The organism is Bradyrhizobium sp. dw_78 (assembly GCF_018449525.1).
Lineage (GTDB): Bacteria > Pseudomonadota > Alphaproteobacteria > Rhizobiales > Xanthobacteraceae > Bradyrhizobium.
On record NZ_JAAVUS010000002.1, the window covers coordinates 714,395 to 729,171 of the forward strand.

Annotated in this window: 13 protein-coding genes; 9 read left to right on the forward strand and 4 right to left on the reverse strand. The window is 60.4% G+C overall.

The genetic code is table 11. The annotated features are described in order from the left end of the window. Positions 1–40: 40 nt before the first annotated feature. The 3 genes from HB630_RS09105 to HB630_RS09115 form a co-directional block, all read right to left on the reverse strand. Complete coding sequence (locus tag HB630_RS09105) at positions 41–1,624, reverse strand: ABC transporter substrate-binding protein (RefSeq protein WP_213771868.1); 1,584 nt, start codon at positions 1,622–1,624, stop codon at positions 41–43. A 338-nt stretch (positions 1,625–1,962) separates the two neighbouring features. Continuing rightward, positions 1,963–3,315: an LLM class flavin-dependent oxidoreductase gene (locus tag HB630_RS09110; RefSeq protein WP_213771869.1), complete on the reverse strand. Its 1,353-nt coding sequence runs from the start codon at positions 3,313–3,315 to the stop codon at positions 1,963–1,965. A 200-nt stretch (positions 3,316–3,515) separates the two neighbouring features. Continuing rightward, positions 3,516–4,271: a MarR family winged helix-turn-helix transcriptional regulator gene (locus HB630_RS09115; RefSeq protein WP_213771870.1), complete on the reverse strand. Its 756-nt coding sequence runs from the start codon at positions 4,269–4,271 to the stop codon at positions 3,516–3,518. Between the two features lie 447 nt (positions 4,272–4,718). Here HB630_RS09115 and HB630_RS09120 point away from each other — a divergent pair, with 447 nt between their 5' ends. From HB630_RS09120 to HB630_RS09140, 5 genes are all read left to right on the forward strand, one after another. After that, positions 4,719–5,486, forward strand: coding sequence for an SDR family oxidoreductase (locus HB630_RS09120; RefSeq protein ID WP_213771871.1), 768 nt, complete (start codon positions 4,719–4,721; stop codon positions 5,484–5,486). A 219-nt stretch (positions 5,487–5,705) separates the two neighbouring features. Next, complete coding sequence (locus HB630_RS09125; protein ID WP_249780736.1) at positions 5,706–6,629, forward strand: ABC transporter permease; 924 nt, start codon at positions 5,706–5,708, stop codon at positions 6,627–6,629. Further along, positions 6,622–7,518, forward strand: a complete 897-nt coding sequence (locus HB630_RS09130) for an ABC transporter permease (RefSeq protein WP_213771872.1) — start codon at positions 6,622–6,624, stop codon at positions 7,516–7,518. Before HB630_RS09125 ends, HB630_RS09130 begins: the two co-directional genes overlap by 8 nt. A gap of 1 nt (position 7,519) precedes the next feature. Next, on the forward strand, positions 7,520–8,545 hold the full coding sequence (locus HB630_RS09135; protein ID WP_213771873.1) for an ABC transporter ATP-binding protein: 1,026 nt from the start codon (positions 7,520–7,522) through the stop codon (positions 8,543–8,545). A 38-nt stretch (positions 8,546–8,583) separates the two neighbouring features. Continuing rightward, the gene (locus HB630_RS09140) at positions 8,584–9,588 is read left to right on the forward strand and encodes an oligopeptide/dipeptide ABC transporter ATP-binding protein (RefSeq protein ID WP_213771874.1); all 1,005 of its coding nucleotides are present in this window, start codon (positions 8,584–8,586) and stop codon (positions 9,586–9,588) included. Positions 9,589–9,599: 11 nt separating this feature from the next. Here the strand turns inward: HB630_RS09140 and HB630_RS09145 are convergent, their stop codons facing one another. Further along, complete coding sequence (locus HB630_RS09145; RefSeq protein ID WP_213771930.1) at positions 9,600–10,310, reverse strand: alpha/beta fold hydrolase; 711 nt, start codon at positions 10,308–10,310, stop codon at positions 9,600–9,602. Between the two features lie 255 nt (positions 10,311–10,565). Here HB630_RS09145 and HB630_RS09150 point away from each other — a divergent pair, with 255 nt between their 5' ends. The 4 genes from HB630_RS09150 to HB630_RS09165 all read left to right on the forward strand — a co-directional run bounded on the left by HB630_RS09150 (position 10,566) and on the right by HB630_RS09165 (position 14,776). After that, positions 10,566–12,098: a 4-hydroxyphenylacetate 3-hydroxylase N-terminal domain-containing protein gene (locus tag HB630_RS09150; protein WP_213771875.1), complete on the forward strand. Its 1,533-nt coding sequence runs from the start codon at positions 10,566–10,568 to the stop codon at positions 12,096–12,098. A 129-nt stretch (positions 12,099–12,227) separates the two neighbouring features. Next, positions 12,228–13,400, forward strand: coding sequence for a cytochrome P450 (locus tag HB630_RS09155; RefSeq protein ID WP_213771876.1), 1,173 nt, complete (start codon positions 12,228–12,230; stop codon positions 13,398–13,400). A gap of 21 nt (positions 13,401–13,421) precedes the next feature. Beyond that, positions 13,422–13,616, forward strand: coding sequence for a ferredoxin (locus HB630_RS09160; RefSeq protein WP_213771877.1), 195 nt, complete (start codon positions 13,422–13,424; stop codon positions 13,614–13,616). Then, positions 13,613–14,776: an FAD-dependent oxidoreductase gene (locus HB630_RS09165; protein ID WP_213771878.1), complete on the forward strand. Its 1,164-nt coding sequence runs from the start codon at positions 13,613–13,615 to the stop codon at positions 14,774–14,776. The genes HB630_RS09160 and HB630_RS09165 overlap by 4 nt, the downstream gene beginning before the upstream one ends. Position 14,777 lies beyond the last annotated feature (1 nt).

Below are 14,777 nucleotides of genomic sequence, written 5' to 3' on the forward strand. Positions count from 1 at the left end.
CGGAGAAGCCAAGGAAGCACTCATCGTGCGCTCCACAGCGTCACTTTTGTTCAACCCAGCCGTTACGCCAGTCCGCCGGGCCGAGGACACCCCAAAGCCCATGAACACCCTTCCAGGCCGCGTCGGTCATTCGATAGTCGCGAACCGGCATAACCGGAACGTCCTTGGCCAGAATCGCGGTGGCCTGCTTGTACAGATCGCCTCGCTTTTTGACATCGATGATTTTCTCGGCAGAACTGAATAGCGCGTCGATCTGCGGATTTGAATAGCCGGAAGCGTTGCCGAGCACCCGGCCGATGGCGTCAGTCGCGTAGATTCGCGTGATGCCGAGCGCCGGATCGCCGAAGGTATTCAGGCCATCGATGTTGATATCGAAATTATGCGTCGTATAGACCTGATTGATGTAGACGGCGCGCTCAACCGTATCGACCTGCACGTCAACCCCTATCGAGCGCCACATGCTCTTTAGGGCAAGCGCGACCTGCGTGCGTTCGGGGCTGTCGCTTGAGACCGTAATGTGCAAGGTGAAACGGGTGCCGTCCTTGAGAGGATAGCCCGCCTCGTCCAGAAGCTTGCCGGCCTTTTCATAGGAAAACGGATAGAGCTTGCGGAAATCGACGTCGGGATTCTTCGCCCAGCTGATGGAATCGTTAAACGGCTGAACACTGACTTCGCCATCACCGAACCATGTTGTCCCCAGCAGGTAATCGCGGTCGGTGGCCATGAAGAGCGCCTGCCGCACGCGGGTATCCGCGAGAATCGGCCTCTTGTTGTTGAAAGCGACAATGATCGCCGCCGGCGCATAGCCGGTCTTCTCCAGCTTCAAATCGGAATTTTTCTTGACCACGGCTTCGTCGCTGGGAGCCATGTTCCATCCCTGAATGAAATCGATCTCTCCGGATTGAAGCGCCTGAAGCCTGGACGTCGCCTGCGGCAGGATTTTCGCGATGATGCCGTCGAGATAAGGCTTGCCCGGGTCCCAGTAGTTTGGATTCCGCGCCAGTTCGATCACATCGCCGCGACGCCATGTCTTCAGCATGAACGGACCCGTTCCAACCGGTGCGCTGCTGCTGGCCGGATTGGTACGGGGATCGGTGCCCTTGAAAATATGCTCCGGCATGATCGAGCCGCCCTGGATGCAGGAAAGCGACAACAGAAACGTGCCATAGGGCTGTTTGAGGTGGATCACGACCTTGTCGGGAGCCGGCGTATCGATCTTGTCGATCAAGGCACCGGCGGCACGAAACATCGGGCTGGCCTTCGCATTGAATTCGATCAGCGAATAGGCGACGTCCGCGGATGTAAAGTCTTTCCCGTCCTGCCACTTCGCCTTGTTCAGCAGGAAGGTGTACTCCAGTCCGTCATCGGAAACGGTCCACGATTTGGCGAGCAACGGCTTTGTTGAAAAATCGGATGCCGTTTCAACCAGACCTTCGTAGATGCCGCATCCGATCATGGCTTCCGGCACGGCGGAGGTCAGGCTTGGGTTGATCGTGGTAAGATCGCCGCCCATGCCAAGCGTAAGAATCCCGCCGCGGACCGGTGAAGGAGACTGAGCCAAAGCCGGGCTGCCGATGGCCCAGACCACCGCCGCGACCAGGATCCCCGTCCGAGTCTGCGCCATCCTTGCACGCCAAACCGCTACGCGACCGCCTCGCATTTTATGCTCCCGAACCAGCGAAATGACTTCCAAACTTACCTATTTAAAGGAGTAATGAAAGGCGATTAATTGGTCACCACCGATAGAAAGAGAGGCAGTTTTCATCGCGTTGCAGCAGCCTCCGGGTTGCTCGCCCCGCGGCAATTCTCACGACATCCTTCAAGACCATCGCGTCGATGATGCGGTTCGTCGAACATATCGGGCTGGAGAAAACCGCAGCGTTGACGATGCGCAACCGGGCGCAAGGCAGCGCGCTCCAACGGGATCGCCGAGCAGCCGCCAGTTAGCACTTCAGCAGCAGATTAATGCGCGGCAACCGCCCCGATATTCGTGGGCGCCAGATTTTTCGGGGCCGGCAATCCCAGATTTTCTCGCAACGTGCTGCCCTCATACGACGTCCGGAAGAGTCCGCGTCTCTGCAATTCAGGGACGATATGCTGGACGAATTCGCGCAGACTGGCCGGCGACACGGCGGGCAGAATATTGAACCCGTCGGCGCCTCCTCCCAGGAACCATGCCTCCATCGTGTCGACGATCTGCTCAGGCGTGCCGACCAGGGTATTGTGAGCGTTGCCGATAGCCACGCTCTGGAAAAGCTGGCGTATCGAATAGTTGTTACGCCTTGCAACGTTGAGAAGCACTTCGCTCCGGCTGGCGAGCTGGGTATCCTGCCGCAGGTCCGGCACGGGGCCATCGAGCGGGTATCCCGACAGATCGCCGAACACGCGGGCCAGATATTCGAGGCCGACCATCGGATCGACCATCTCTTGCATCTGCTTGTATTTGGCGCGGGCCGCCTGTTCGGTATCGCCGATCACGGCCAGCAACCCGGGCATCACCTTCAATTCGTCTTCCGCGCGGCCGTATCTGGCCATCCGTCCCTTGAGGGACCGATAGAATTTCTGGGCATCCTCCAATGTGTTCTGCACCGCATAGACGACATCCGCCGTCCGGGCCGCAAGCTCCTGCCCCGGTGCTGATGCGCCGGCTTGAACGATGACGGGGCGGCCCTGCGGCGTCGGAGGAACCGTGAGGGGCCCCTTGACGCGGAAGTGCTTACCGACATGGTTCAGGATGCGAACCTTCGCGGGATCGAAATAGACGCCCGCGGATTTATCACGGGGAAACGCGTCGACCTCAAAACTATTCCAGAGCCCGCAGACCACATCGACGAATTCTTCCGCCCTTTCATAGCGCAGTTCTTTCTCTAGAATCTTGGATGAGCCGAAATTCTTGGCCTCCTCGTCCTGGAAAGATGTCACCACATTCCATCCGACGCGTCCGCCGCTGATGTGATCGATCGAAGCGTAGGCTCTGGCGGTATGGTAGGGTTCGGCGAACGTCGTCGACATGGTCGCGACCAGACCGACATTCTGCGTCTGCGGCGCCAGCGCCGAGAGCAAGGATAATGGCTCCAGGGAATCACGATCCCGCCGGCCGAGCGCGCCTTTCGGCAGATCGACCATCGGAAAGGCAACGAAGTCGGCGAGGAACACCATGTCGAAGAGACCGGCCTCCGCTGTCCTGGTCATATCGAGGTAATGCCGGAAATCCACGGCGCCGCCGACCGGCGCTGCCGGATCGAGCCATCCGCTATGATGATAGCCATAGCCCTGCATCGAGAGGCCAAGCTTGATCTGGCGTTTTTCAACCATGACACACCTCTTAAATAGCTATGTTTAAAAACTACTATAGAAGAGGAGTTCTAGCCAGCAGGTTTTTGTTTTCGCGCTCGGATGGCGCCAAATTCAGCGCCGATGCATGGATGTAATCACCGCTTGCGCAAAAAATGCGCGAAACCGGCCGCCTCGCATCCCTGCGAGCATCAATAGCAAAGCGATGGACGTTATAGCCCTTAGGACTTTCGCGACTTCCGTCTGCCGGAGGTCGTGCCGACGCTGGCGTTGATCGGCCTGACCTGGGCCTCGGCGAGATAGCGCTGCAAGGCGACAGCGCGGTCGCTGGATTCGACAAGGCGTTGCACCATGTCGAGCAGCTGGTCGAACTCTTTCGCGCTCAGGCAATCGAACTGAATATCGTTGACCTGCCGCTGGGTCGGGGCGAGACGGTCGAGCAACTCGACACCGCGCAACGTCAGCGTCAGGCTAAGCCGACGCCGATCCGTCGGATGGGACGCCTTTTGAATAAGCCCCTTGGCCATCAGCTTGTTTGTGATTGTCGTAACAAAGGCACCGCTGAGGTGGAGATGGTCGGCGACGGCCCGAACGTGGACATCGCCAAGCGCCGACAAATGCCGAATCGAGATGAGGACCGTGTACTCGATGCCGGCCAGGCCGATAACGGCTGCATGCCCGTCACGGATGGTCTGGTGCCGGGCCAGGAAGCCCAGCAGGCTATGAACCAGCCGCCGAAACTGGTGATCGGACCCGTTGACCAGCAATTCCCGTCGAGAAATCGTCAGCGACGTCTGTGTTGGATTCTTGCCGGCCGCCGGTTTCTTTTGCGCCGCAAGAGATGCTGATTTTGCCACCCGGTCTACCCTCGTTTGAGCACTAAACATTGACTGCTTCGCGTTGCGATTGCAATCGCTTTTCGCGACACGCAATCCGCCTGACAAACGGAAGCCGATCGGATATCCCCGTTCCGGCAACCGCGTTTCCGCCCGCTCCGCTCTGGCAAAATGTTGGACACGATGCATGTCCCGCGAGCTAATTTTGCCAACCAATCAAGCAACACTTGCGCTGGTCTGTATAGGCAACGATTCAAAATATCAATTGACACAGCTTCGTGATAAAGCTTTTTTATGAAACATAATTGTGATGATCTATCAGGACGAGAAAGATCATCTCGCTCTGGCCGCGAGAGGCCGATCTCATGTCGCGCGCGAACAAGGCCGATATCTGCGGAGCTGCAACCCGGCACTGTTCGGGACTTGGCCCGAGGATTGCAAACCGAAAGTTCGTGACCCTTCCTGCCCAGTTCTTGAAACACCGCCAGAGCCCTTGGATGCAAGCCTTTGCTTGGACGAAAGCCCCAGCCCGTTTTCAATGGCCGCATTGAGGTCTGGTTACGCACGAAGTCTTCCGCGGAGATGATGATGAGTGAAGCGCCTGTCCTGTCTGCTCCTTCATGGACCGATTATGTTCCGTCCGGCCGCCTGAAGGGACGCCGTATCCTGATCACCGGAGCCGGATCCGGAATCGCGCGCCGGACGGCCGAATTGTTTGCGGAAGAAGGTGCGGCGCTGGCGCTGCTCGATCGGGACGCCGCGGCTGTACAGGCAACGGGCGACAAGACCGGCGGTCACGCAGTGGTGGCCGATGTCACCGAGGAAGCCTCCGTGAACGCAGCTGTCGCAACGGCAGCCGAAGCGATGGGCGGTATCGACGGTGTCGTGAACGCCGCCGGAATCTCGGCGCCCGGAAAGCTTGACGAGGTCGATGTCGCCACGTGGCAGCGTGTCATCGCCGTCAATCTGGTCGGACCATATCTCGTCGTGCGAGCGGCATTGCCGTGGCTGCGCAAAGCCGACTACGCGACAATTGCCAATGTCGCATCGGGACAAGGCCTGCTGCCCAACGGACCGAGTGCGTCGGCCTATCATGCCTCCAAGGGCGGCCTGATCAATCTAACGCGTTCGATGGCCAGCGAACTGGCGCCGAAAATTCGCGTCAACAGCGTTTGTCCGGGCATGGTCGAAACGGCGATGACGCGCGGCCGCACCGGAACCGGCGGGCAATACGCATTGAAGCGAATTGGGACCACGCTCGAAGTGGCGCAGGCGCTTCTGTTTGTTTCAAGCAAGGAATCCGCTTTCATCACCGGCGTGGCAATTCCGGTCGATGGCGGCCGGACGTTTCACTAAAGACAGGTTCCACCAAAGACATTCCGAACAACAGGCGGCGGCCAAAGACAGTGACGGTTGGCAAAAGATTTCGGATGAGATCGGCGCATTTGCTTGCGGAAGCTGTTTTTACCGCGCCCGCGATTGGGCGCACCCTGAACGCGCGGACCGGAAATGCCGATACACTGACGTTGGTATTTGTGGCCAAAGGGCAGACCCACGGGGTTTGAGCGGAGCACGATGATGTGGGGCTTCATCGGTCGGCGTATTGCACACAGCATCATCAGCATCATCGGTGCGTCGATCCTGATCTTCGTGGTCTCCCGCTTGAGCGGCGACCCCGCCGCCCTGCTGCTGCCCGCCGATGCGCCGCAGTCCGCCCTGATCGCCATGCGTAAGACGCTGGGGCTCGATCTTCCGATGTGGCGCCAATATCTGATGTTCGCCGGCAGGGCGATCACCGGCGATTTCGGCCAATCCTATAGCTGGCAGATGCCGGCCTTGATGCTGGTGCTCGAACGTGTACCGGCAACGTTGCAACTCGCATTATCGGCCCTGCTGTTTTCGGTTCTCATTTCGGTGCCGCTCGGAATCCTGTCGGCGGTTCATCGCGGCGGCTGGATCGACACCTTCGGCAAGAGCTTTGCCATGCTGGGACAGGCCATGCCCGGGTTCTGGGTCGGATTGTTGTTGATCCTGCTGTTCTCGGTGCGGCTGAACTGGCTGCCTGCCTTCGGGTCCGGCGGCGCCTCGCATCTGATCCTGCCGGCCATTGCGCTCGGCTGGTATCCTGTCGCGGCACAGATGCGCGTCGTGCGGTCGGCGATGCTGGATGTTCTGGAGAGCGACTATATCCGCATGGGCCGATCGATCGGAGCTCCCGAACGGACGCTGATCTGGAAATATGCCTTTCGCAACGCCGCGATACCCCTGGTCACGGTTCTCGGCGTGTATTTCGCATCGATGCTGGGCGGAGCGTTCGTGATCGAGGTCATCTTCGCATGGCCCGGTTTGGGGCGAACCGTCGTCGATGCCGTGTTCGCCCGCGACTTTCCGGTCGTACAGGCCGGCGTTCTCTTCACCTCGATTCTATTCGTCGTGGCCAACCTGCTTGTCGATCTTTCCTACGGCTTGATTGACCCAAGGATCCGTCACCATGACTGATACGGCCATAACTATCGTTGCCTCCGCGCAGCCGGCTGCGCGAGGCTGGGTGTCCAGGCTGCGCGGCAAGCGGCTGCCGTGGATCTCGCTGGCCATTTTCGCGCTGATCATCATCGCGGCAACCGGCGGCGAGGCGATTGCGCCCCATGATCCGAACGAGCTCAACCTCGCCGCTGCCTTTCGCCCGCCATCCTGGGAGTCCGGAGGCTCTCTCGACTACCTGCTCGGCACCGACAATCTCGGCCGCGACATTCTAAGCCGCATCATCGCCGGCGCTCGCGTCTCCATGATCACGTCTTTCTATGCGATCGTCCTGGCCGGCGGGATCGGAGCGCTCGCGGGAATGGTCGCGGGCTATTTCGGAAAATTCGTCGACACCCTCATCATGCGGATAGTCGATATTCAGATGTCGATTCCGGCATTGGCGTTGGCGCTGATGATCGCGGCCGTGCTGTCGCCGAGCCTCTCGACGGTCATTGTCGTCATCTCGCTCACTTATTGGACATGGTATGCCCGCATCGTTCGCGGCGAGATCCTATCATTGAAGGAGCGGGACTACGTCGCCCTGGCAAAGGTGGCCGGTGTATCCACTCCGATGATCTTTTTCCGGCATCTGCTGCCCAATATCATGAACACGCTGCTCGTGCTGGCGAGCCTGCAGGTCGGCCAGGTGATCATCTTCGAGGCATCGCTCAGCTTTCTCGGGCTCGGCATTCAGAATCCGGACGTGTCGTGGGGCCTGATGCTCGCGGATGCGCGCAACTACATCACGAATGCCTGGTGGGCGATTACACTCCCAGGCATCGCGATCATGCTGACCTGCCTGTCCGCCAACCTGATCGGCGACTGGTTGCGCGACACCTTCGATCCCAAGCGAAGGCAGCTCTGACATGACCATCGCTCCATCCGAATCCAACTTTCGCCGGTCCGTCGCCGTGCGCAAGCCTCTGCTCAGCATCCGAAATCTGCACACCCATCTGTTTCTCGAACGGGGCGTGGTGAAGGCGGTCGACGGCGTGAACCTCGATGTCGGCGAGGGAGAGACGCTCGGTATTGTCGGCGAGTCCGGTTCGGGCAAGACCATGACCAGTCTCTCGATTTTGCGCCTGCAGCCGAAGGCGAACGGCCGTATCGTCGACGGCTCGATCGTCCTCGACGGCACCGATCTCACCAAGCTGAGCGAAGAGGAGATCGCCCGCGACTGGCGAGGCAGCAAGATCGCAATGGTTTCGCAGGATCCGCTCACGTCGCTCAACCCGGTCTTCACGGTCCGCGATCAGGTGGGGGCTCCGTTCCGCTATCACGGACTTGCCAAGGGGCGAGCCATGGTGCGCAAAGCGGTCGAGACGGTTCTCGGGCGGGTCCGCATCCCCTCCCCCGCCAAGCGGCTGGACGATTATCCGCATCAATTTTCCGGCGGCATGCGTCAGCGTGTCGTGACGGCCATGGCGATCGCCTGTTCGCCGCGCCTGTTAATTGCCGACGAGCCGACCAGTGCGCTGGACGTGACGATCCAGGTGCAGATGATGGAGCTGTTCCGGGAGATTCAGCGCGACACCGGCATCGCCATCATCCTGATTACCCACGATCTCGGCGTCGCCGCGGGCATTTGCGACCGGATTGCCGTCATGTATGCCGGCCGCATCGTCGAGATTGGCGATGTCCACGAAATCTTCAAGAACCCGGCGCACCCCTATACCAAGGGACTCCTGAATTCGATTCCACACCTTGGGCAGCGGCGGCGCCGGTTGGATACGATTCCGGGATTGCCGCCGAGCCTCATCGACCCTCCCAAAGGATGCCGCTTCGCGGCCCGCTGCCCGGCGCGGATGGAGCGCTGCGAAGAATATCCGCCCGACTTCGACGTGGCGCCGGGACACAGCGCGGCATGCTGGCTTGCGGAGGGCAAGGCTTGATCATCCCCGGCGACCGAGAAGCTGTGGTGCAGGCGGCAATGGGCAAACCCATTCTCGATGTCGCCAACCTCACGAAGGTCTTCAATATCCGTGGCGGCGGCACGGTGCGTGCCGTGGAAGACGTCAGCTTTTCCATCCGTCGCGGCGAGACGCTGGCGCTGGTCGGCGAATCCGGCTGCGGCAAGACCACCGTCACCAAATTGTTGCTGGGGCTGGAAAAGCCGTCGTCGGGGCAGATTGCGTTTGACGGGCTCGATATCGCAACGGCGTCCCGGTCCTCGATCATGAAGTACCGCCGCCAGGTGCAGGCGGTTTTTCAGGATCCTTTTGCCTCGCTGAATCCGCGGCTGAAGGTCCGCACCATCATCGCGGAACCTCTGATGGCGCACAGCATCGGGGACGCGAAATCACGCAAGGCGCGTGTGCTGGAACTGCTCGACGTCGTCGGCCTGCCTTCATCGGCAGCCCATCTCTATCCGCATGAATTTTCCGGCGGACAGCGTCAACGGATTGCGATCGCGCGGGCGCTGGCGCTGCGGCCGGCCTTCATGATCCTCGACGAGCCGACCTCTGCGCTGGACGTGTCGGTTCGCGCGCAGATCCTCAATCTTCTCGCCGATATTCAGGACGAGTTTGGACTGACCTATCTTATCGTCGCCCACGACCTTGCCCTGGTGGAGCATTTCAGCTCGGCCGTTGCCGTCATGTATCTCGGCAGCATTGCGGAGCTCGGATCGACGGAGTCAGTATTCGCCAATCCGCAGCACCCCTATACGCAGGCACTGCTTGCCTCCGTACCGCGGCCCGATCCGGATCACCGCCCTCCGACCGACGTGATCCGCGGCGAAATCGGCAGCGCCATATCGCCGCCGACAGGTTGTAAGTTTCATCCGCGGTGTCCGAAAGCCGTGGAGATATGCCGGACGCTCGCTCCCGTCGATCCCGACTCCCGGCCAGACCGGCTCGTGGCATGCCATCTGGTCCATCCGCCGGCCGGTACCCCGGCCAACCCGGCGATGGCCGGCGCGCAGGCTCGAGGATGATTGCAGAGCGTTCAACCCCCGCGCCACGCCTCGAGCGCTTTATTCACGGCTTCGGGCTGCTCCAGGGTCGACAGATGTCCGCAATTGGCAATGACAACGAGCGTGCTTCCGGCAATGCCCGCCGCCATTTCCTCCGCATGCTCCTTCGGCGCGAGGAAGTCGCTGTCGCCGACCAGCACAAGCGTCGGACATTTGATCGTCGCCAGGGTCGGCCGTGAATCGGCGCGTCCACGGTTCGCCTCCTGCTGGTTGATATAGCCCTGCGGCCCCACTTCTTCCGTCATGCCGCGATGGGTAGCGCGCAAAACGTCGTCGGTCTGCCGGCTGGGATGAACGTTTCTTGCATAATGCAACGGCGGCAATTCCTTGAATCGACCGTCGCGCGCCATCTGGATACGCTCGGCCCGGATCCGGTCGCCTTCGCCGCCGGTGACTTCAGGGCGAGCCGATGTCGAGATGAGGGCGAGATGGGTGACGCGCTCGGGTGCGCGGCGCATGATTTCAAAGGAGATGAAGCCGCCCATGGAAAGGCCCGCGAGCGCGAAACGCGGCGGAGCTTCGGCCAGGATACGCTCGGCCATGCCGGCGATGCTGTTGGGCTGGCGGTGATCGCACACCATGACCGGCCCGAAGCGCCACAGCAGCGGGATCTGGTCCCGGAACAATACGGCTGAACAGTTCAGTCCGGGAATGAGAAGCGTCGGTACCATCATGGCGGGCATTGTCCTGTTTGTTGAAACGAAACCCAATTCAGCTTCAAGAAACGGGCCAATACAAATTCGGGAATTAGCTTCCGATCGAACCTTTCTTATCGAATTAGATCGGTGCGCCCAGGCCGCCAAACATCGGGAGTTGACCGAACGCAGATCGATTGGTCTTGTAATAGCTTCGTATGCTAGCTAATAATGTTTGACATGTTGGCGCCTGATGATGCTCCGCCGGGAAGCCGGCGGGCTGAAAACGGAGAAGGTAGAACCATGAACACGGCGATTCTATCTCGCAGCGTGACGGCCTCCGGAGCACCGCAGGTCAAGGACGGCGCGCGCCATGCCGAAAGCGTACGAGATGGGCGGTCTGTCTATTTGGATGGCAAGCTGATCGGCGACGTGGCCGTGGATCCGGCGTATCGCCATGCCGTCGCTTCCGCCGCCGCGCTGTACGATTACCAGGCCGATCCGAACAATGTCGAGCGCATGACGTTCGACCTCGGCGGCGGTCATCGCATCAGCCGCGCATGGCAATTGCCCAAAAGCTATGCAGACCTCGTCGAGCGCAGGAAGGCGCTGGTCGAATGGGCCGAAGTATCCTGCGGATTCCTCGGCCGGTCGCCGGATCACGTCGCCTCGTCGATGTGCGGCATGATGATGGGCATCGAGGTGTTCGATCGTCACGATGAAAAGCGGGCGCGCGCATTTCGAGACTGGTTCGACCATGCCCGCAGGAACGATCTGTTTCTGACCTATGTCATCAACAATGTGCAGGGCGACCGGTCCAAAGCCTTCGGCAGCCAGGGCAAGGGCGCCGAAGACATGGTGGCCCACATCGTGGACGAGGATTCGTCGGGGATCACGATCCGCGGCGCGAAGCTGTTCGCGACGAGCGCGATCATGGCCAACGAAATTTTCGTCAGTTCGGGGCAGCCTCTGAAGCGGGGTGAAGAGAACCTTGCTTTTTCCTGCGCGCTCCCGATGAACGCCAAAGGCATGAAGCTTCTGTCCCGCAAGTCGTTCGAAGCTCATGCCCACGACGAGTTCGACAATCCGCTCTCCTATCGTTTCGACGAGAACGACGCCTTGGTGTTCTTTGACGACGTCAAGGTTCCGTGGGAGCGCGTATTTTTGCTGCGCGACACGGACATGTGCCGCGCGCAGCTCCATGATACGCCGGCTCATATTTATCAAAACTACCAGGCGCAGATCCGGCTGTCGGTGAAGCTGCGCTTCCTGATCGGCTTGGCGCATGGCATCGCGCGAACCATCGGCACGATCAATTTCCCGCCGGTCGTCGATACGCTCGGAAAGCTGGCGTCGCAGGCGGCTCTCATCGAGGGCATGGTTTATGGCATGGAAGCCGGCGGCTCGATGCGCGGTGAGTATTTCTTGCCGAGCACGCATCTGCTCTATGCCTCGCAGGTGCAGTCGCAGGAAATGTATCCGCAGATCATCAGCACGATCCGCGAACTGGCCGGTGGCGCGCTGCTGATGCTTCCGTCGTCGGTGAACGATTTCGCCGATTCCGATCTGGCGCGCATCATCTCCCTGACTCAGATTTCGCCGGCCATGTCCGGCAAGGACCGCGTCAAATTGCTGAAGCTGGCGTGGGACGCCGTTGGCTCGGAGTTTGCATCCCGTCATCTCCAGTATGAAATGTTCTATGCGGGCGCTCAGTACGTTACCCGCGGCCACAGCTATCGCACTTACGACTGGAACAAGGCTTCGAATATGGCGGAGAGATTGATGAGCAATTACCCGTCGCCCGTCTCCGCCGGCCTGGACACTCAGGAAAATTGATCGTTTGAATCGCGCGCATCGAGGGAAGTGCTCATGTCAACGCAGGCTGAAACCCAGGGATCTTCTTCCGAACAGGCGGCTGTCCCGGCAGGATGCCCTTTCCATCAGCAAGAGCCGGCATCCTATCCTATGCCTCGGACCTGTCCGTTCGATCCGCCGCCCGCACTTCGTGAATCACGCGCCAACAATCCACTGACCCGGGTCCGGCTGTGGAATGATCAGGTCGTCTGGCTCGCGACTCGCTATGACGACGTCCGCTCGCTGCTCAGCGATCCGCGCGTCAGCGCCGACAGCGGTCATCCCGGCTTCCCCGGTCAGAGCCCCGGCATGCAGCTTATGCGGAAGAACTATCGCACCTTCATGTCGATGGATCCGCCCGAGCATGGTTTCCAGCGCCGGATGCTGACGGCGGAGTTCACCGTCAAACGCATCGAACAGCTTCGCCCGCGCATGCAGGAAATCGTCGACGGATGCATCGATGCAATGCTGGCGAAAGGGCCTCCGGCCGAGATTGTCGAGGACCTGACTCTCGCGCTTCCCTCATTCATGATCTGCGACCTGCTCGGCGTACCTTACGAAGACCAGGATTTCTTTCAGTCACGCGCTTCGATCATCGCATCGTCGAAGACGCCGCCGGCAAGGGCGGCAGAGGTCGCCAAGGAACTCTGCGACGGCTATATCGGCGATCTTATCGACCGCAAGAACACCAACCCGCAGGACGATTTGCTGAGCCGTGTGGTCGTCGCGCAATATCAGACCGGCAAGATCAGCCGTCAGGATCTGATCAGCATGGCGCGCCTGTTGCTCGTGGCAGGCCACGAGACATCAGCCAATACGATGGGCATGGGCATTCTCACGCTACTGGAAAATCCCGATCAGCTCAAATTTCTGATGGACGATCCGTCGCTGCTGACCAATGCGGTGGAGGAAATTCTAAGATATGTCGATGTCGCACATTCGGGCCGGCGGCGGACCGCGATGGCCGACATCGAGATCGCCGGAGTGGTCATCCGGTCGGGTGAAGGAATTATCGCGCATAATCCTTCGGCCAATCGCGACGTGCGCATGTTCGAAGACGCGGATCGATTTGACATCCGCCGCAACACATCAGGCCACGTGGCCTTTGGTTATGGCGTTCACCAGTGTCTTGGCCAGCCCCTGGCCCGCGCCGAGCTGCAGACCGTCTTCGGGACGCTGTTCCGGCGGATCCCGACGCTGCGCCTGGCGGTTCCGTTCTCGGAGCTGAAATTCAAGGACGACATGTTCGTCTACGGCGTCGAAAGCCTTCCGGTCAGCTGGTAAACGTTTATTCGGAGCAGTCTTATGCGCGTATTGATCGATCAGGAGAAATGCTGCGGAGCGGGCCAATGTGTCGTGGCGGCGCCAGCGGTTTTCGATCAGGGTGAGGATGACGGGATCGTCCTGCTTCTCAATGCCGAGCCTCCTGCCGAGCTCCACGACGCGGTACGGCAGGCCATTCGGGTGTGCCCCGCCTTGGCGATTACCATCGAAGAATGACCCGGCGCCGGATTGTTATCGTCGGCGCGTCGGCTGCCGGACTTGCCGCGGCAGAGACCTTGCGGACCGGCGGGTATACAGGCGAACTGCTCATCGTCGGCGAGGAGCCGGAACAACCTTATGACCGGCCTCCGCTCTCCAAGCAGATTTTGGCGGGAGCCTGGCCGATCGAACGCGCGCTCCTTCGGTCGGAGGCAGACCTTGGCAAGATCGGCGCGGAATGGCGGCTGGGGTGCCGCGCCGTCGGCCTGAAGGCCTCGGATCATGTGCTTAAATTACAGAATGGCGACCACATCGAATTCGACGGCCTGATCATTGCAACCGGCGTCAGGGCGCGGCCGCTGGAGGGGCGTGCAGCCTTCCGCAACGTCCACTATCTACGAACCCTGAACGATGCGCTGGCAATGCGTTCGACGCTTGCGCTGGAACCGCGGATCGTCGTGGTCGGAGCCGGTGTTCTCGGAACCGAGATCGCGGCGACGGCGCGCGCGCTTGGCCTGGATGTCACGGTCGTCGGGCCTCATCGCTTGCCTCTTCACCAGTTCGGACATCACATCGGAGAGAGGCTTGCCGATCTGCACCGCTCCAACGGTGTCGATCTGCGGCTCGGCGTATCGGTGACATCGATACATGGCGAGGATGGAGGGGTGAGCGGCATTGGTTTATCCAATGGCGAAACCTGTTCCGCCAGTGCGGTATGCGTCGCGATCGGCTCGATTCCCGTAACGGATTGGCTCGACGGCAGCGGCTTGAAAATCGGCAATGGCGTCGAATGTGACGCATTTTGCCAGGCCGCACCCGATATCTATGCAGCGGGTGACGTCGCAAGCTGGTGGCATCAAGGATATGGGCGACAGATCCGGATCGAACACCGCATGAATGCGACGGAACAGGGCATCGCCGCCGCCCGCAATCTTATGGGTGCAGCAGAACCTTATTGTCCGGTCCCGTTCGTCTGGTCGGATCAATACAATGTCAAGCTGCAGGCTTACGGCATCTTTCCGAGCGACGGAACGTTTTCGGTGGCGGCCGACGGTGCAAAGGTTGTCGCGGAGTGCCGGCAGAATGGACGGCTTGTCGGCGCCGTCGGCTGGAACGCGGTAAAGGATCTTCGCCTGCGTCGGCAGGCGATCGCCGACGAGATGCTTCTCGTCGCCTAGA